20 protein-coding genes are annotated in these 17,810 nt (G+C 29.4%); 2 read left to right on the forward strand and 18 right to left on the reverse strand.

Features of this window, described 5'->3' with window-relative positions:
- Positions 1–12 precede the first annotated feature (12 nt).
- From mgtE to ACI48P_RS13070, 8 genes are all read right to left on the reverse strand, one after another.
- Positions 13–1,392, reverse strand: a complete 1,380-nt coding sequence (gene mgtE, locus ACI48P_RS13035; RefSeq protein ID WP_475216351.1) for a magnesium transporter — start codon at positions 1,390–1,392, stop codon at positions 13–15.
- Between the two features lie 11 nt (positions 1,393–1,403).
- Positions 1,404–2,294 (reverse strand): GTPase Era, encoded by an 891-nt coding sequence (era, locus tag ACI48P_RS13040; protein ID WP_475216353.1) that lies wholly within the window; start codon positions 2,292–2,294, stop codon positions 1,404–1,406.
- Between the two features lie 27 nt (positions 2,295–2,321).
- On the reverse strand, positions 2,322–2,732 hold the full coding sequence (locus ACI48P_RS13045; protein ID WP_475216354.1) for a cytidine deaminase: 411 nt from the start codon (positions 2,730–2,732) through the stop codon (positions 2,322–2,324).
- Positions 2,733–2,919: 187 nt separating this feature from the next.
- Positions 2,920–3,636: a diacylglycerol kinase gene (locus ACI48P_RS13050; protein WP_475216356.1), complete on the reverse strand. Its 717-nt coding sequence runs from the start codon at positions 3,634–3,636 to the stop codon at positions 2,920–2,922.
- A 6-nt stretch (positions 3,637–3,642) separates the two neighbouring features.
- Complete coding sequence (ybeY, locus tag ACI48P_RS13055) at positions 3,643–4,101, reverse strand: rRNA maturation RNase YbeY (RefSeq protein WP_475216358.1); 459 nt, start codon at positions 4,099–4,101, stop codon at positions 3,643–3,645.
- Between the two features lie 56 nt (positions 4,102–4,157).
- Complete coding sequence (locus ACI48P_RS13060) at positions 4,158–5,159, reverse strand: PhoH family protein (RefSeq protein WP_475216360.1); 1,002 nt, start codon at positions 5,157–5,159, stop codon at positions 4,158–4,160.
- A 27-nt stretch (positions 5,160–5,186) separates the two neighbouring features.
- A complete protein-coding gene (gene yqfD, locus ACI48P_RS13065; protein ID WP_475216362.1) occupies positions 5,187–6,482 on the reverse strand; it encodes a sporulation protein YqfD in 1,296 nt (431 codons plus the stop codon).
- Positions 6,483–6,494: 12 nt separating this feature from the next.
- Positions 6,495–6,731, reverse strand: a complete 237-nt coding sequence (locus ACI48P_RS13070; protein ID WP_475216364.1) for a YabP/YqfC family sporulation protein — start codon at positions 6,729–6,731, stop codon at positions 6,495–6,497.
- Positions 6,732–6,966: 235 nt separating this feature from the next.
- On the opposite strand from ACI48P_RS13070, the gene ACI48P_RS13075 reads away from it, so the two are divergent.
- Positions 6,967–7,965 (forward strand): hypothetical protein, encoded by a 999-nt coding sequence (locus tag ACI48P_RS13075; RefSeq protein ID WP_475216366.1) that lies wholly within the window; start codon positions 6,967–6,969, stop codon positions 7,963–7,965.
- Positions 7,966–8,058: 93 nt separating this feature from the next.
- Here the strand turns inward: ACI48P_RS13075 and hpf are convergent, their stop codons facing one another.
- The 8 genes from hpf to prmA all read right to left on the reverse strand — a co-directional run bounded on the left by hpf (position 8,059) and on the right by prmA (position 13,625).
- Positions 8,059–8,604 (reverse strand): ribosome hibernation-promoting factor, HPF/YfiA family, encoded by a 546-nt coding sequence (gene hpf / locus ACI48P_RS13080; RefSeq protein WP_475216368.1) that lies wholly within the window; start codon positions 8,602–8,604, stop codon positions 8,059–8,061.
- 183 nt (positions 8,605–8,787) lie between these two features.
- Positions 8,788–9,285 carry a TspO/MBR family protein gene (locus ACI48P_RS13085; RefSeq protein ID WP_475216370.1) on the reverse strand — a complete coding sequence of 166 codons (498 nt, stop codon included), beginning with the start codon at positions 9,283–9,285 and terminating at the stop codon, positions 8,788–8,790.
- A gap of 137 nt (positions 9,286–9,422) precedes the next feature.
- The gene (locus tag ACI48P_RS13090) at positions 9,423–9,866 is read right to left on the reverse strand and encodes a GatB/YqeY domain-containing protein (protein ID WP_475216372.1); all 444 of its coding nucleotides are present in this window, start codon (positions 9,864–9,866) and stop codon (positions 9,423–9,425) included.
- A gap of 27 nt (positions 9,867–9,893) precedes the next feature.
- Positions 9,894–10,073: a 30S ribosomal protein S21 gene (gene rpsU / locus ACI48P_RS13095; RefSeq protein ID WP_021125460.1), complete on the reverse strand. Its 180-nt coding sequence runs from the start codon at positions 10,071–10,073 to the stop codon at positions 9,894–9,896.
- A 161-nt stretch (positions 10,074–10,234) separates the two neighbouring features.
- The gene (locus ACI48P_RS13100; RefSeq protein ID WP_475216377.1) at positions 10,235–10,585 is read right to left on the reverse strand and encodes a histidine triad nucleotide-binding protein; all 351 of its coding nucleotides are present in this window, start codon (positions 10,583–10,585) and stop codon (positions 10,235–10,237) included.
- Between the two features lie 41 nt (positions 10,586–10,626).
- Positions 10,627–11,925 (reverse strand): tRNA (N(6)-L-threonylcarbamoyladenosine(37)-C(2))-methylthiotransferase MtaB, encoded by a 1,299-nt coding sequence (mtaB, locus tag ACI48P_RS13105; protein ID WP_475216379.1) that lies wholly within the window; start codon positions 11,923–11,925, stop codon positions 10,627–10,629.
- Positions 11,926–12,678, reverse strand: a complete 753-nt coding sequence (locus tag ACI48P_RS13110; RefSeq protein ID WP_475216381.1) for an RsmE family RNA methyltransferase — start codon at positions 12,676–12,678, stop codon at positions 11,926–11,928. It lies immediately after the preceding gene.
- Positions 12,679–12,686: 8 nt separating this feature from the next.
- Positions 12,687–13,625: a 50S ribosomal protein L11 methyltransferase gene (prmA, locus tag ACI48P_RS13115; RefSeq protein ID WP_475216383.1), complete on the reverse strand. Its 939-nt coding sequence runs from the start codon at positions 13,623–13,625 to the stop codon at positions 12,687–12,689.
- A 352-nt stretch (positions 13,626–13,977) separates the two neighbouring features.
- On the opposite strand from prmA, the gene ACI48P_RS13120 reads away from it, so the two are divergent.
- The gene (locus tag ACI48P_RS13120; RefSeq protein WP_475216385.1) at positions 13,978–14,517 is read left to right on the forward strand and encodes a hypothetical protein; all 540 of its coding nucleotides are present in this window, start codon (positions 13,978–13,980) and stop codon (positions 14,515–14,517) included.
- An 84-nt stretch (positions 14,518–14,601) separates the two neighbouring features.
- On the opposite strand, the gene dnaJ is transcribed toward ACI48P_RS13120, so the two are convergent.
- Both dnaJ and dnaK read right to left on the reverse strand, forming a co-directional pair.
- Complete coding sequence (gene dnaJ, locus ACI48P_RS13125; protein WP_475216387.1) at positions 14,602–15,756, reverse strand: molecular chaperone DnaJ; 1,155 nt, start codon at positions 15,754–15,756, stop codon at positions 14,602–14,604.
- Positions 15,757–15,923: 167 nt separating this feature from the next.
- Positions 15,924–17,762 carry a molecular chaperone DnaK gene (gene dnaK, locus ACI48P_RS13130; RefSeq protein WP_475216388.1) on the reverse strand — a complete coding sequence of 613 codons (1,839 nt, stop codon included), beginning with the start codon at positions 17,760–17,762 and terminating at the stop codon, positions 15,924–15,926.
- Between the last annotated feature and the right edge of the window lie 48 nt (positions 17,763–17,810).

The following is a 17,810-nucleotide window of genomic DNA, read 5'->3' on the forward strand; positions in this document are numbered from 1 at the left end:
TACATTAAGTTATTAAACAATTTTTGACAATATTATAGTTGTTACTACAAAGTATATAGTAATAGAAGTTATATCAAGTGCTGTAGATATTAATGGCGCCGATACTATTGAAGGATCTAAGTCCATCTTTTTTAATAATACTGGCATAAATGCCCCTATCATTGCACCTAATATCATATTAATAAATAGTGATATTGAAACTATTAATACTATATTTATGTCTTTGATAAATACAAACGTAACAATTCCTATTATAATACTGCATAGTATTCCTGTTATAAGTCCTACTACACCCTCTCTTATCACATTATTAAAATCTACATTTTTATTTGACATTGCCATAACAGTCAGTGCTGAAGCCTGTGTACCTATATTACCACCCATTCCTATTACTAAAGGAATGAAGAATACTAAAGGTGCATAAGTAGGATTCATTATAAAATCTAAGTTTGAAAGTATTAATGTTGAAAATAATCCACCTATTAGTGTAATAAAAAGCCAAGGAATTCTAGCTCTTACTGATGATATTATCTGCTCTTTAGGTGTTGGATTCACCTTTTCTACTACTTCTCTTTCTTGCTCAGAAGTTCCTGCAAACTTATACATATCTTCAGTGGCTTCTTCTTCCATAACATCAATTATATCGTCTACAGTGATAATTCCTTTTAATCTCTGCTCTCTATCTATAACCGGAATAGCTATTAGGTTATACTTAGATACTAGCCTAACCGCTTCTTCTCTATCTTCATCTACATAAACAGAAATGATATTTTCACTCATCAACTCTTCAACAATATTAGAATCTCTAGCTGTTATTAATTCTCTTAAAGATAAAACTCCAACTAGCCTTTCTTCATTGTCAACTACATATATATAATAGATTGTTTCAGCATCCTCTGCATTTTTTCTCATATGTTCGATCGCATCTTTAGCAGTCATATCTTTATTTACTTCTATATATCCCGTAGTCATAATCCCACCAGTTGATTCTTCTTCATATATTAATAATTCTTTAATATCATCAGCATCTTCCTGGCTTAAGAGTTCCATAACTTCATATCTTTCTTTTTCTTCTAATTGACTTAAAATATCTGCCATATCATCTAAAGACATAAGTTCTAAAATGTTTCTTCTATGTTCAATATCTATTTTTGATAATATTGAGCTAAAAAACTCAACATCACTTTCTTCTAGAATTGATGCTGCCATGTCTATTGGCAGTACCTCAAATAGTTTTATCTTCATATCTTCATCTAGATATTCCATAACATCAAAAATATCAATTATATGATACTCTTCAAGTAATTCTCTTACCTCTAGAATTTTATTATTTTCAATTAGAAGCTTTACTTCATAAAGCAAATCTTTGGACGCATCCTGTTTCCTATCCATATAACCCACCTTTATTTATCATTGTATCCAAAATCACTAACGTAATTTTGTAAATTTCTCCAATTCTCTTTTACTTTAACCCATAATTGAAGATTTATTTGAGATCCTAAAAGCAATTCCATATCTTCTCTTGCAGACTTTCCTATTCCTTTTAGTTTTCTACCATTCTTACCTATTATTATACCTTTATGTGAATCTCTTTCACAGTATATTACTGCAGAAACATCAACTATTTCTTTATCTTTTCTAGATTTCATTCTTTCAATATCTACTGCAACACCATGAGGTATTTCATCATGAACATAATGTAATACTTTTTCTCTTATTAGTTCTGATACTAATACTCTCTCTGGTTGATCTGTTATCATATAATCAGGGAAATATTTTGGTCCTTCTTCTAAATAGTTTTGAACAACCTTTAATAATTCTTTTATATTTCTACCCTTAAGAGCTGATATAGGAACTATTTCTTTAAATACTCCCTCTGCATGGTACATCTTCATTATATCAAATAAATCTGCTTCTTCTAGTTGGTCTATTTTATTTATAATTAAAACCACTGGCGCTTTTATGTTTCTTAAGTCTTCTATTATCTTTCTGTCTCCAGGTCCTATCTTTTTAGAATCATCGACAACAAATAATACTACATCTACATTTTTAAATGCATCTGTTGCTGATTTTACCATAAACTCACCTAATTTATTTTTAGGCTTATGAATTCCTGGTGTATCTAAAAATACTATTTGACACTCTTCATTTGTATATACTGCTTGTATTGTGTTTCTTGTAGTTTGCGGCTTATCACTCATTATTGCGATTTTTTCTCCAACTACATTATTCATAAGTGTAGATTTCCCTACGTTTGGTCTTCCTACAATGCTGACAAATCCTGATTTAAACATGTTAATTCTCCTCGTTATCTTATGTGATTATTTATTATCTATAAAGTCGCTTCCAGAAAAATAATGAGGTATTAAATCACTTATTTTACACTCATATATTTTTCCTTCTGTATATCCAGTTATTATTTTTATATCCGGTCCAAATTCTATTATTACCTGCCTACATATACCGCAAGGATAAGTTGGCTCATCTTTTTCAGAGTTACTACTTGCTATAGCTATAGCTTCTACTTCTTTTTCACCTTCTGATATAGCCTTGAAAAGTGCTGTTCTTTCAGCACAGTTAGTTCCTCCTATTGATGCGCACTCTATGTTACATCCAGTATAAACTTTACCACTTTTAGTTAATAGTGCTGCTCCAACTTTAAAGTTAGAATATGGACTATATGAGAAGTCTCTCATTTCTTCTGCTATTTTTAATAATTCTTTATTATTCATTATGTGCCTCCCATTTTCTATATCTTATGAATTAAGCCAATGAATCTTACTTTTTATATCTATAAATTTATATTATAAAAAATAGACAATAAATATTCTTATAATATCATAATTTCTTTAATTTTTATAGGCTTTTATTTAGTACCTTACATTATAACATAAAAAAGAAGTCTTGAAGACTTCTTTTTTAATAGAACATACCAATTTGAAAAACAACTATTCCTATTAGTACTCCTAATATTGCTCCTGCTATAGTTTCCCAAAAAGTATGTATTTTTCCTTCTATCCTACTTTGTGCAACTAGTACTGCCATAAGATAGGCTAAAGTTGATGAAACTACCCTTTCAGTCATTAAAGTAATAGCTGTTGCTAAAGCAAATGCTAAAGCAGCATGACCACTTGGCATACCACCTTTTAAAGGCGTTCCTGTAGATGTAAGTGATTTTACTACTACTACTGCAATTAATACTAATACTATACATATTAATGTTATATGAAGTTCTGATCTTCTTATTGTATAAAAAAGCGCCTCTGATATTTCTGTTAAATTCTCATAGAATAAAATATAACCTACTACAACAGAGTTTAAGGTTGCAATTAATACGCCTCCTGCTGCTACGTCTTTTGCTATCTTAGCTAATACATGATATTCATCAGTTATCATATCAATTGTTTTTTCTATTGCCGTATTAAACATCTCAGATATAATTACTAAACTTATTGCAAAAAGTAGCATTAGCATTTCGATTTTAGAAAAATCAAAATACAAACTTGCTATAAAAACTATTGCCGCCACAAAATAGTGTATTTTCATATTCCTCTCGAACTTAAAGGTATACAATATTCCCTCAATTGCAGCATTAAAAGCCTTAATTATCCCCTGACGAGTTTTTTGTGGTTTCATAAAAACTTACTCCCTTGTTATGTTTAGCTTATTTAATATATGTTCTTCCTTAGATCTCATTTCTTTAGTGTTTTCTTCTGTATCGTGATCATAACCTAATAAATGGAACATACTATGACATACTAAAAAGCATACTTCTCTTTCAAAGCTATGATTATAGTCTATACTTTGCTCTAAAGCTCTCTCAAGAGATATTACTATATCACCAAGAGACTCTTCTTCTATTTCAACATCAAATTCATCCGTTAATAAAGGAAATGATAAAACATCTGTTGCTCTATCAACACCTCTAAAATCTCTATTTAACTGATGTATTTCCTTATTATCAACAAATGATAAACTTACTTCATAGTCATCATCGTATCCTTCGTAATCTAAACATTCAACTATTATGTCTTTTATTTTTTCAATTAATTCTTCATCTACTTTTATTTTATCTTGTCTATCATCTAAAATAATTTCCATAACAACACCTACTTCTTCTTTAGTATATTAACGCGCTAAAGTATTTTACCATATAATTACTTCTTATATGAAGTCTTTTCTTGTTTTTTAGTTTGCTTAATTTCTTCTTTTTTATCATATTTTTCATATGCCCTAATTATTCTTTGTACTAATTCGTGTCTCACAACATCTCTGTCTGTTAGCATTATGCTTCCTATGCCAGGTACTCCTTGTAACACCTCTGTCGCATGTAAAAGTCCGCTTCTCTTTTTATCAGGTAAGTCTGTTTGAGTTAAATCTCCTGTAACAACAGCTCTTGAACCAAATCCAAGTCTTGTTAAGAACATTTTCATTTGCTCTGGCGTCGTATTTTGAGCTTCATCTAGTATAATAAATGCATTGTCTAAAGTTCTACCTCTCATAAAAGCTAATGGTGCTACTTCTATTGTACCTCTTTCTAAATATTTATTAAATTTATCTGGTCCTAACATATCAAATAAAGCATCGTATAATGGTCTTAAGTATGGGTCAACTTTATCTTTTAAATCTCCAGGTAAGAATCCTAGATTTTCACCTGCTTCAACCGCCGGCCTTGTAAGTATTATTCTACTAACTTCATCTTTTTTAAAGGCCTTTACAGCCATAGCCACTGCTAAATACGTTTTTCCTGTCCCAGCAGGCCCTACTCCAAATGTTATATCATTATTCTTAATTAATTCTATATATTCTTTTTGACCTAAAGTCTTAGGTTGAACTGATTTGCCTTTCTGTGTAATTACTATAGTATCTTCTAGCTCCTTAATTTTCTTCTCACTACCTTCCATTAATAAAGATAATGAATAAGATATACTTTGCTTATCTAAGTGCTTACCATTCATTACAGTCTGGTGCAATTCATTCATTAATTTCAAAGCAGAGTCTATATTTTTTTCTTCACCCATAAGAACAATATTGCCTTCTCTTAATATTACATCTATATTTAATGTTTCTTCAATTAGTTTAACATTCTCATCAAAATTCCCAAATAATTCTCTTTCAAACTTTTCTTCAGACACTATAAATTTCTTTTGTACTATCAATTAATTCTTCCTCCTTAGGTCTTCTATTTATTGTTCATTATTATTTTGTTCATTTGTACTTTGTTCGTTACTATTATCATGACCAATTTCGTTTCTAATATCATTCTTTGGAATTTTTTGTGGATTAGAAGGAACGCTCTCTTCTCCTTCTTTGGATTTTTCCTCATTGATAAATTGTTCTGCTTGAGCTTTTGTAAGAGGATATATTTGTACAATATTTTCGCTAGTTTGTACAGTTATGGAGTATTCCAATATGTTTTTATTTAAATTGTAATTATGTTTTACATCAACTATTTTAGCCGAAGCTGGAATTATGTAATCTAACTCATTTAAAACTTGTTTAGCTAATTCTTCTTTAAGCTCTTCTTTATCTTTTTCTACTTTTACATTTTTTGTTTCATAAAAAGTACTTACATTTATTTTCAAAGGGAATGTATAATCACCTATAGTAAGTTTATGCTCATTATTTTCTATAACATAATCACTATACTTTATATTTCTTCTCATAGTATATTTTTTATCATAAAAACTAAATGTATAAACTTTTTTACTATCTCCTGTTTTTTCTTTCTCTGTATCTATGTAACTTGCACTTTTTTTAACTTCATAAAAAGTGCTTGCCCATACCTCTGGAACAGACTTTGAATTTGCACCTGTTATAAGCATATCACCTTTTTGCACTATGTCTCCAGGGTTAACTACTGCATTACCACTTCTTGGTATTACCTTTTCTATTATACCATTTTTTTCTGCAATAATATTACAATAATTTGATTCTTCTGTTGATTTTAAAGTTTCTGCCTTTTTAGTTATTGTTACAAATATATTGGTTCCTTTTACATTAATAGATACATATGCCACATCATCAAATTTTTTCATTATTTGATCTCGTATTTCTTTTCTATCTATTCCCTTCTTATACATGCCCGGTTTAAGCCCAGCTTCATATAACTCTTTTCTAAGTTCTTCTTCCTTAATTCCCTCTGGTGACTGAATATATATATCTGTGACAAATTGAGACGTTAGCATTAATAAACATAGCGACAATATAGCACATATCCACATTCCCTTATACTTGTATATCCTTTTCATAATAAAAGGTATACCTGTCTTTTGTTTTACCTTAACTTCAAAGTTACTGCCTTTATATACTTGTTTAAATAATTTAATATCTTGTCTATCTACATGAAACTGTATCTTTGTGTTGCTTATTTTAGTAACATTATAAACATTAATCTTATTTCTTATAAGGTGATTTAAAAAACGTTCTGTACCAATACCTTCTACTGTTATAACATAATACCCTCTAATATAACTTATCATGCGTATCTCCTCCTAATCTACATACTCCACACTATAAATAATTCCTTTTATACCTATCTCGCTATCCGTAATATATTTTAATGAAAGTTTGTCTCCAGATATTTTAATAGTTTTTAGCCTTGTTTTTATTTTAATGAGAACCGTATCATAAGTAATAATAGATAAATAATTCTCTATACTAATAAAAGTAGAACCAATCATGGTTACTGTAGGCTGGTTCACTTGTAAATCTGTTGATATTTCTACCATACACATACCCCCTTAATATATTTTATGTTAATTATTTTCTTAAATTACTATTTTGAGGTTTTATACATAAAATCTTATTTGTATTTACTTACAATAATAAATTTATTTTAAAATCTACAAAAGTGTTACTTATTTTTTCATATTGAACAACATTTTTTATTAAATGTAAACTTATTATTAAATTTCGAATAATATAAGTATTATGCAACTATTTTCTATAGGAAGGGTGATTAACATGAAAAAGGATTTTATTAACATAGTTCAGAAATGTATATGTGTAGATTTTTTACTTAATACTTTAATAAATTCAAATTCCAATGAATATATGAATTTTTTATCTACAATGCAATGTGAAAATCAAAGAAATATTAAGATAATGGTATATCTATATGAATATTCTCATGTTGATACTATAGATTTAGAAAATATTCATACCGCTAAAGTCGATAAGCCTTGCTCAGATTATTTTATCGTACTACTAGAGTATTACTTTGAGATTATAGAAAGCCTTAAGATCCTAAAGAAATCATCTAATAATAAACTGTGCCAACAACTTCTAAATTCCTTAATTACAAGTTATTTTAACTTTATTTCATTAATTAATTGCTTCTATTCTTTTGACCCTAAAACCTTATCCCCCTCAAAAGTCCATAGAGACACTAAAGAGTATAATTTTAGCTTAAACAGTACCTATATAGATATAGATAGTTTAAGTAAAAATTTTGTTGATGAATCAAATACAGAAAATTTAACTTATGAATTGATAAGAGATATGTGCATTAGTACAATTGATACGTTCTTTAATTATAAATTAGACGATACGTTAATAACTAATGAACACTATGAAATATTTTTTCGCAATAACCCTGAAAACAAATTTTATCAACTTTTTTTCAAATCTAATGAACGATCCTTTAAAGTTCGCGTTCGGGAGAAAAAATCTCAAATTTTCTATTTATATCAAACAATAATAGATTCAGCACAAGTTGTCCCTCATATATCAAAAGAAGAAGCACAAAATTATTCTAATGACTATCTTTCTCAAAAATTAGGTGACAAATTTAATAATCTAGTTTTTGATGATAATTACCTTAATATTTACTCATATATGAATATTCCCGAGTCATACAAATTTAAGTACAATATTCTAGATTCTAACAGAAATACTATAAAGAACTTATATATAACAATAGATTCTAAACACATATATGTACAAGAAATATATTTATTATAAAATTTTATATGCCAGTGAAGTAATTTATTATTCATATTAGCCTATATAATTCTCAAATAAAAATACTGAGATATAATCTCAGTATTTTTTTATTTATTCATGCTCTATTATTCCATATCCTCCACTGTCCCTTTTATATGCAACATTTATTTCATAGGTATCTTGATTTCTAAACATATAAAATGTATGGCCTATTAGTTCCATTTGTAATATGGCCTCTTGATGACTCATTGGTTTAATGTTAAATTTTTTCCATCTTTCTATTACAAAACTATCCTCATCTTCACAAAAATATGAATCTTCTTTTAGAATGTATTCTTCTTTTATTCTTGTAGTTCTATTACTTTGAGTTTTATCTTGAGTTCTATTTTTATATTTTTCTAGCTGCATATACAACTTATCATATACAATATCTATAGCTACGTACAAATCATCTTGAACTTGTTCTGCTCTTACAATAGGACCATTTAATGGTATTATAGTCATTTCTACTTTTTGCATATCTCTATTTTCACTTATTGTAACTTTTACTTGAGATTCTTGATTAAGGTATTTTTCTAACCTACTCAATTTAATGTCAATATAGCTCTTTATCTCTTCAGTTAGCTTTATCTGCCTTCCTGACACTATTATGTTCATTATAACCTCTCCCTTCAAGCCCATTGATTTAGTATCACTATACAAGAAAATATTAGTCTATTTTAAACCGTCTTTATTTTCTATTATGATATCAATGCTTATAGAGAAAAATTTTCATGTATATGAGTGGTTATATCTAATATATGTAACAGCTATGCTATAATTGATTAAATTGCTTATTTTTTATTTATTTATCATCCATATGAAATAGTTTAAAAACATTGCATAAAATAACCATATTAAATAAGGTATATTAAGATATGCAGCTCTTTTATCAACTTTTGCAAATTTTACAATCATAATCATTACAACTACTATCATAATAATTAAGCATACTAATGCTGTAAATCTTAAGTCTAGTCCAAAAAATAAAATACTCCATAAAAAATTTAGAGCTAACTGTAACCAGTAGTAAAACATTCCATCTTTAACTTTAGATAAATCATGGCCTTTTTTTAAAATTAAATATGATGATACTCCCATTAAAATATATAAAATTGTCCAAACTACAGGAAAAACATAACCTGGCGGTGCAAATCCAGGCTTTATTAGTTGAGAATAGTATTGGGCACTATTTAACCCTGCTAAAACACTTGATATTAAACTACTAGCATATCCAACAGCTAAAGGTATTAGCACGCATATAAAAAAATTCCTAATTTCTTTTACTGATATAATCAACTTCTTCCCCCTCTTTCATTATCTCTTTATTTTATAAATATGTACAAGGAGTATATATTATTACATTAATTATATTAGTAAAATTATTAGGTATTTTTTTAATATAAAAAGCCTAGAGTTTCCTCTAGGCTTTTAATCTATTGTAAGTTAGCTTTCACTAACTCATTTATTAGTTTGCCGTCAGCTCTACCTTTTGTTAAAGGTTTAATAACCGACATTATTTTTCCCATATCTTTCATAGAAGTAGCTCCTACTTGTGATATAGTATTTTTAACTATTTCGTTTAGCTCTTCTTCGCTTAACTGTTGAGGTAGGTACTCTTTTAAAACTTCGATTTCAGCTTCTGTTTCATTTACTAAGTCTTCTCTTCCTGCTTTTTCGAATTCAACTAGAGCATCTCTTCTTTGCTTCATTTGTTTAGATATTACATCAATAATACCTTCATCATCAAGCTCAACTCTATTGTCTACTTCAAATTGCTTTATAGAAGCTCTTATTAAAGTTACTACAGACTTTTTAACTGTATCTTTGTTTTTCATTGAAGACTTTAAATCTTCTTGTAACTTTTCTTTAAGGGACATTCCCTTCACCTCTTTAACTCTTATTTACTATTTCTTAGCGTTTTTTCTTCTTGCTGCTTCTGCCTTCTTTTTACGTCTAACGCTTGGCTTATCATAGTGCTCTCTTTTTCTAACTTCAGACATGATGCCAGACATTGCACATGAACGCTTAAATCTTCTTAAAGCGCTGTCTAATGTTTCATTTTCTCTTACTCTTACTTCTGACATTTCTTTTTCCCTCCCTCCGATAGCGCGAATTATGCTGGGACTGTAACTACGATTATATCTGCATAAATGCATTACAACCTCACACTTCATTTATTATAAACCAATCTTTTATTTTTTTCAAGTATATTTTATCAAGAAGAAAACTAAATTTTGATTTATTTCTACTTTTGGGTAGCCTCATATAAGGGTAGCTTTTTTCCAGCTAAAATATGATAGTGAATATGTTTCACTTCCTGACCACCATTTTCTCCACAATTATTGATTATTCTAAATCCATCTTTAGCGAATTCTTGTTCATTTGCTATTTTGTTTATCACTCTATGCACATGAGCAATTATATCCATTTCTGAATCTTCTATATCTATTATACTCTCATAGTGCTTCTTCGGTATGACTAATATATGCACAGGTGCAACTGGATTTATATCATTAAAGGCCAATACCTTATCATCTTCATAAACTTTGCTACATGGGATTTCACCATTTATTATTTTGCAAAATATACAACTCATAAACCACACCTCCAATCTATATAAGTTTAACTTTCTACATATTATACTAAGATTCCTTCAACATACTCATTTTTTACGTCTGTTATTTTAACTTTACGTATTTGTCCTTGTATGTCTTCAGTAGAATCCACTACTACTCTTATATAGTTTGGAGTTAAGCCTTCGTATTTATTTTCTAAAATATTTTGTTCAAATAATACATCAAGCTCAGTACCTATAAATTTGCTAGCAAATTTTTCAAAGTTTTCTTTACTAAGATTTAATAATTTATCACTTCTAAACTGCTTCATTTGTGGATCTATTTGATTATCCATTGTAGCAGCTGGAGTACCTTTTCTCGGTGAATATTTAAAAATATGCATTTGAGAAAGTTCTATGTCCCTTAAGAATTCATAAGTTTTATTGAACTCATCATTAGTTTCTCCAGGAAACCCTACAATTACATCAGTAGTTATTGCTACATTAGGTATATTTTCTCTTAATCTATCAACTATTGCCTTATATTCTTCTGTAGTATATCTTCTATTCATTCTTTTTAATGTTTCATCACATCCACTTTGTAATGATAAATGATAATGAGGACATACTTTTTCCATACTTTTAACTTCGTTTACAAATTCATCAGTGAATAATATAGGTTCAACAGAACTTAATCTTATCCTTTCAACTCCGTCTATTTCATTTATTTGCTTAATAACGTCTAATAACTTTATTTCATCATTTCTTAAATCTTTTCCATATGATGCTACGTGAATTCCTGTTAAAACAAATTCTTTGTATCCATTTTCAACTAGTTTCTTAACTTCATTAGTTATACTTTCTATATCTCTACTTCTTACTCTTCCTCTTGCATAAGGTATTATACAGTAAGTACAGAATCTATCACATCCATCTTGTATCTTCATAAATGCTCTAGTTTTTCCGTTTGTTTGGCTTATTTCTATTTCTTCAAAAGCTTTAACTTTCATTATATCATCAACAGTACTTGCTTTTTGATTTACATCTATTTTCTTTATTTCTTCTACTATCTTTCTTCTATCATTAGTACCCATTACTAAGTTTACTTCTTCTATTTCAAGTATTTCTTCTGGCGATACTTGAGAATAGCAACCTACAACGGCAATAATAGCATTTGGGTTTTTCTTTTTAACCCTTCTTATATATTGACGAGATTTTCTATCACTCATATGTGTAACTGTACATGTGTTTATAACATAAACATCTGCATAATCTTCGCTTTCTACTTGCTCATATCCATCTTTTTCAAATAATTCAAGCATAGCGTCTGTTTCATATTGATTTACTTTACAACCTAATGTGTAAAAAGCTACTTTTTTCATTTATTCATTTCCTCCTAAGTCACTTAGTTCATATAAAACTATGGAAGAAGCAACAACTGATGCTGTCTCAGTTCTCAAAATTCTAGGTCCTAGTGATACAACCTTAGAGTCTATATCTTGTATTTTTTCAATTTCCTCTTCTGCAAATCCACCTTCAGGACCAACAAAGATACCAATATTATTTATATTAGCATCTTTTATAGCATTTTTTATCGATACTGTTCTTTCATTTTCATAAGGACATATATTCATGTCATTACTTTTCATATCTTCTAGAGCTTCTTTAAAGCTTAAAACGCCTCTTAATTTTGGAAGTTGTCCTCTTTTACTTTGCTTAGCAGCTTCATAAATAATTCTTTCCCAACGCTCTATTTTCTTATCTTCTTTTTTATCATCAACTTTTGCTACACTTCTTTTAGTCTGAACTAAAATTATTTCATCAACACCTACTTCAGTTAATTTTTGAAGTATCATTTCCATTTTAGGTCCTTTAGGAAGACCTTGGTATAATTTTACCTTTATATCCGACTCTCTCTTTATATCTATCTTTTCTATTATATCTAAGTTTACTATGTCCTTATCTATATTAGTTATCTCACATAGATATTCGCTATTATTGCAGTCACAAACTTCAAGTTGTTCTCCAACTTTACATCTTAACACTTTTGAAATATGTTTAACATCTTCGCCTTCTATTACACAAGTGTTATTCTCTAAATTTATGTTATTCTTTTCAACAAAAAATCTATCCATATTGTCACCTACTTAAGTTTAGAAACTATTGCGTTCCATTCGCCAAGTGATTGAACCTCTATTATTTCAAATCCATTTTCTTCTAAGCTTGCCTTTACTTCATCTACTTTAGCATGGATTATACCAGAAGAAATAAATACTGCATCTTCTTTCATAAAGTTATGAACATCTTTTGCAAGTATTTTTATTATGTCAGCTATTATGTTTGCAACAACTATATCTGCTCTATCCTTAACAACATCCATTAAGTTTCCGTGCTTTACAACTACGTTATCTTCAACATTGTTTAATTCAACATTTTCTTTAGATACCTTTACAGCTACTTCGTCTAAATCTACAGCTAAAACTTCTTTCGCCCCAAGCTTTGCAGCAGCTATAGCAAGTATTCCACTTCCACAACCAATATCAAACACTTTAGAATCTGGTTTTACATATTTTTCAAGTTCAACCATACACATTGATGTAGTTTCATGTGTACCCGTACCGAATGCCATACCTGGATCTAATTCTATTATTAAATCAGATTCTTCTGCATCATATTCTTCCCATGTAGGTTTAACAACTATATGTTTACCCACTTTTGTTGGTTTATAATAATTTTTCCACTCATTTGCCCAATCTTCTTCATCAACTTCTGAAAGTTCTACTATACCTTCACCTATATCAATACCAAACTCTTTTAATCCGTGTATTTTTTCTTTTATTAAATTTATGTCTTCAGTTACATCTCTTTCTTCAGTTATGTACGTTTTTATTATTACACCATCGTATCCACTATTAAATATTTCTTCTTCAACGAAATCCCAATCAAATTCATTTTTCTTTTGGAATTTAAAATCTTTAGGATCTTCTATAGATACTCCACCTACATTTTGCTCATATAATATATTAGTTATAGCTTCAACTGCTTCTGTTGAAGTTTTAATAGTAATTTCTGCCCATTTCATCTATCTAGCACCATCCTTATGTTAATTTTCCTAATTTTTTTGATAAACTTTATTATATCATAATTATTATTATCTTTAATACCATTCTTTAATCTATTTTGTAATAGTAAAATATTTATAATTTCCTATATTTCTTATTATACATTTCTTGTCAACCATTAAGAATACTAAATCATTATATCTTCTATCTTCTTTATCTTAGTTTTATTTAAACATAGTATTTATTTTATATATTATAATAATACTTTTGTAGAAAATTCATATTTATCTTAATATTTACTTTATTATATACTTTATTTGTACTATTATTATTACATAGATATATTATTCAATTAACAAAAGGGGATTTAATATGAACAGGATAGAAACATTAGATTTATTTAAAGAACTACAAATAATATCAACTAAATATAGCCATTTAAAATTAAATAATGATAACCAAGAAGTTGAAGATAATAGAAAGTTAAATTCTCTATTACATGATAACTCATTAAAGAAAGATGAAATATATCAAAAGTGTTATTTTGTATATGACAAGACAAAAGAAGAGCTGGAAAATGCATCTATTGATGAAAAAAGCAAAATAATAAATGAACTTAATAACTTTTGCTTACAAAGATATGAGGCTTTAAAAAAGATACATATACAATCTACTACTGTTATGGCAGTAATGTTTTGTACAATAGATGAATTAATTCTAATTAATAATTCAATAAGAAATAAAGATTATTTAAAAGATTTAGAAGCTTATAAATCAACTTATGAAGAAGTGCTTGTTAATGCTTTTATTACTTTCTTAGCTTTAAAAGGAATGAACTTAGACGAAATAATCATGAATACATTATCTCAAAGTATCTTTAACCAAATAAAAGTGGTAGCTCTTATTTCTTAATACGCACCTTAATTATCTTAAATAATTATCTTAAATAAAATTATTTATACAAAAAGCTCTAGGAAAATAACCTAGAGCCTTTTTTTACTTTTTTTTAAACATATCTTCAATTTTTTGGCCAAAAGTTCTTTTCTTTTCATGAACATCTTCTCCGCATTCTTTAGCGAATTCCCTTAAGATATCTTTTTGCTTTTCATTTAATTTCTTAGGAGTGTCAACCACTACCTTAACATATTGGTCACCTCTAGAGTTTCCTCTTAATCTTGGTATACCTTTTTCTCTTAATCTAAATACTGTTCCTGTTTGAGTTCCCTCTGGTACAGTATACTTAACTTTTCCATCTAATGTAGGAACTTCTATTTCATCACCTAATGCCGCTTGAACAAAAGTCACTGGCATTTCAAAGTAAATATCATTGCCTTCTCTTGTAAATAAAGGATGAGGTTGAACAGATACTGAAATGTAAAGGTCTCCTCTAGGTCCACCCTTACTACCTACTTCACCTTGACCTCCAAGTTTTATCATTTGACCATCATCTATACCTGCTGGTATATCAACTTCAATAGTCTTAACTTTTCTTACATTACCTTTTCCATGACACTTATTACATGGTGATTCTACAACTTCCCCTTCACCATCACATGCTGTACAAGGTCTTGAACTAGCTATATTACCGAAAGGAGTTCTTTGAACAGTTCTAACTTCTCCTGCTCCGTTACATGTTGGACAAGTTTTCTTAGATGTTCCAGCCTTTGCTCCACTTCCATGACATTCATCACATTCTTCACTTCTATTTATTTTTATAGAAGTTTTCTTACCAAATGCCGCCTCTTCAAAAGTTATATTAACATTTTGTCTTATATCTGCACCACGTTCAGGCCCTCTTCTTCTCGGTCTACCACCGCCGAATCCGCCTCCAAACATATCTCCAAATATATCTCCAAATATATCTTCAAATCCACCAAAGCCTTGACCACCGAATCCACCTTGGCCACCAAAACCACCTTGACCATTCATTCCTGCATGACCAAACTGATCATAAGTTTGTCTCTTAGTCTCATCTGATAAAACTTCATAAGCTTCACTAACTTCTTTGAATTTTTCTTCCGCCTCTGCATCACCAGGATTTCTATCTGGATGATATTTCATAGCTAATTTTCTATAAGCTTTTTTTATTTCTTGTGCCTCTGCACTCTTACTTACACCTAAGACATCATAGTAATCTCTTTTAGTACTCAAGTTTTGTCACCACCTTTATCTTACAAAATAATAGCTTGTAGTATATTAAAGCTACAAGCTATTATTATTTATTTAAGCAATTGAACATTATTAATAATGAACTTTACTTTATCGGAACATTATTATTCCTTTATATTAATTATATACAATCAATTTATTTGTGTAACCTATTTTTCGTCATTTACTTCTGTAAAATCAGCATCAACTATATTATCATCCTTAGGTCCTTCGTTTTGAGCTTCACCAGCTGCTGCTTGTTCTGCTGCTGCTTGTTGGTACATTTGCTCAGATACCTTTTGGAATTTGTTCATAACTTCATCCATAGCTTTTCTTATTTCTTCGCCTGTAGCATCTTCTCTATCTTTTACAGCTTTTAAATCAGCTATAGCAGCTTCTATATTTGATTTATCATCAGCACTTACTTTATCTCCAAGTTCATTTAAAGTCTTTTCTGTTTGATATATTGTAGATTCAGCTTGGTTTAATGCTTCTATTTTATCTTTCTTTTGCTTATCAGCTTCAGCATTCATTTCAGCTTCTTTTACTTTTCTTTCTATTTCTTCTTCACTTAAGTTAGTTCCTGAAGTTATAGTAACTTTTTGTTCTTTACCAGTTCCTAAATCTTTAGCAGTAACGTGAACTATACCGTTAGCATCTATATCAAAAGTAACTTCTATTTGAGGTATTCCTCTTTGAGCTGGCGGTATATCTGTTAATTGGAATCTTCCTAAAGTAGTGTTGTCGTAAGACATACTTCTTTCACCTTGAAGAACATGTATGTCAACAGCAGTTTGGTTATCTGCAGCAGTTGAGAATACTTGAGACTTCTTAGTTGGTATTGTTGTATTTCTTTCTATTATCTTAGTGAATACATTACCTAAAGTTTCTATACCAAGAGATAATGGAGTAACATCAAGTAATAATAAGTCTTTAACATCTCCAGCTAAAACTCCTGCTTGTATAGCAGCACCAGCCGCAACACATTCATCTGGATTTATACCTTTGTGAGGTTCTTTTCCTATAAACTTCTTAACAGCTTCTTGAACTGCTGGTATTCTTGTAGATCCACCTACTAATAATACATCATCTATTTCACTTGTAGAAAGCCCTGCATCTTGTAATGCTCTCTTAGTTGGTTCCATAGTTTTTTCTACTAAACCTCTTGTTAATTCTTCAAACTTAGCTCTTGATAAGTCTATATTTAAGTGCTTTGGTCCTTCAGCTGTAGCTGTTATGAAAGGTAAGTTTATGTTTGAAGACATAGTTGAAGATAATTCTTTCTTAGCCTTTTCAGCAGCTTCTTTTAATCTTTGAAGAGCCATCTTATCATTTCTTAAATCTACACCTTCAGCTTTTTTAAATTCATCAGCTAAGTAATCTATTACTATTTGGTCGAAGTCATCTCCACCTAATCTATTGTTACCTGCAGTAGCTAAAACTTCAAAAGTTCCATCTCCTATTTCAAGTATAGATACGTCAAATGTTCCTCCACCTAAGTCGAATACTAATATTTTCTTTTCTTGATCTAATTTGTCCATTCCGTATGCAAGTGCTGCTGCAGTTGGCTCATTTATTATTCTCTTAACATCAAGACCTGCTATTCTACCTGCATCTTTAGTTGCTTGTCTTTGAGCATCTGTGAAGTAAGCTGGAACTGTTATAACAGCTTCTGTTACAGGTTGACCTAAGTAACTTTCAGCATCAGCCTTTAATTTTTGTAATGTTATAGCTGATATTTCTTGTGGAGTATATCCTTTACCATCTATGTCAACTTTGTGGTCTGTACCCATGTGAGTTTTTATTGATATTATTGTTCTATCTGCATTTGTTACAGCTTGTCTTTTAGCTGGCTCTCCTACTATTCTTTCTCCATCCTTAGTGAATGCAACAACTGATGGAGTTGTTCTCATACCTTCGTTGTTTGCTATTATTTGTGGCTCTCCACCTTCTAAAACAGCAACACAAGAGTTAGTTGTTCCTAAGTCTATTCCTATTATTTTTCCCATGATTGAATCCTCCTAAAATTATATATTAATTTTAATAGTTTTATTTTT

The sequence above is a fragment of the Romboutsia sp. LXY-2 genome, assembly GCF_056171995.1.

Coding starts and splice junctions, on each gene's coding strand:
- mgtE (WP_475216351.1), bottom strand. CDS start 1,392: ATGGATAGGAAACAGGATGCGTCCAAAGATTTGCTTTATGAAGTAAAG.
- era (WP_475216353.1), bottom strand. CDS start 2,294: ATGTTTAAATCAGGATTTGTCAGCATTGTAGGAAGACCAAACGTAGGG.
- ACI48P_RS13045 (WP_475216354.1), bottom strand. CDS start 2,732: ATGAATAATAAAGAATTATTAAAAATAGCAGAAGAAATGAGAGACTTC.
- ACI48P_RS13050 (WP_475216356.1), bottom strand. CDS start 3,636: ATGAAACCACAAAAAACTCGTCAGGGGATAATTAAGGCTTTTAATGCT.
- ybeY (WP_475216358.1), bottom strand. CDS start 4,101: ATGGAAATTATTTTAGATGATAGACAAGATAAAATAAAAGTAGATGAA.
- yqfD (WP_475216362.1), bottom strand. CDS start 6,482: ATGATAAGTTATATTAGAGGGTATTATGTTATAACAGTAGAAGGTATT.
- ACI48P_RS13070 (WP_475216364.1), bottom strand. CDS start 6,731: ATGGTAGAAATATCAACAGATTTACAAGTGAACCAGCCTACAGTAACC.
- ACI48P_RS13075 (WP_475216366.1), top strand. CDS start 6,967: ATGAAAAAGGATTTTATTAACATAGTTCAGAAATGTATATGTGTAGAT.
- hpf (WP_475216368.1), bottom strand. CDS start 8,604: ATGAACATAATAGTGTCAGGAAGGCAGATAAAGCTAACTGAAGAGATA.
- ACI48P_RS13090 (WP_475216372.1), bottom strand. CDS start 9,866: ATGTCCCTTAAAGAAAAGTTACAAGAAGATTTAAAGTCTTCAATGAAA.
- rpsU (WP_021125460.1), bottom strand. CDS start 10,073: ATGTCAGAAGTAAGAGTAAGAGAAAATGAAACATTAGACAGCGCTTTA.
- ACI48P_RS13100 (WP_475216377.1), bottom strand. CDS start 10,585: ATGAGTTGTATATTTTGCAAAATAATAAATGGTGAAATCCCATGTAGC.
- mtaB (WP_475216379.1), bottom strand. CDS start 11,925: ATGAAAAAAGTAGCTTTTTACACATTAGGTTGTAAAGTAAATCAATAT.
- ACI48P_RS13110 (WP_475216381.1), bottom strand. CDS start 12,678: ATGGATAGATTTTTTGTTGAAAAGAATAACATAAATTTAGAGAATAAC.
- prmA (WP_475216383.1), bottom strand. CDS start 13,625: ATGAAATGGGCAGAAATTACTATTAAAACTTCAACAGAAGCAGTTGAA.
- ACI48P_RS13120 (WP_475216385.1), top strand. CDS start 13,978: ATGAACAGGATAGAAACATTAGATTTATTTAAAGAACTACAAATAATA.
- dnaK (WP_475216388.1), bottom strand. CDS start 17,762: ATGGGAAAAATAATAGGAATAGACTTAGGAACAACTAACTCTTGTGTT.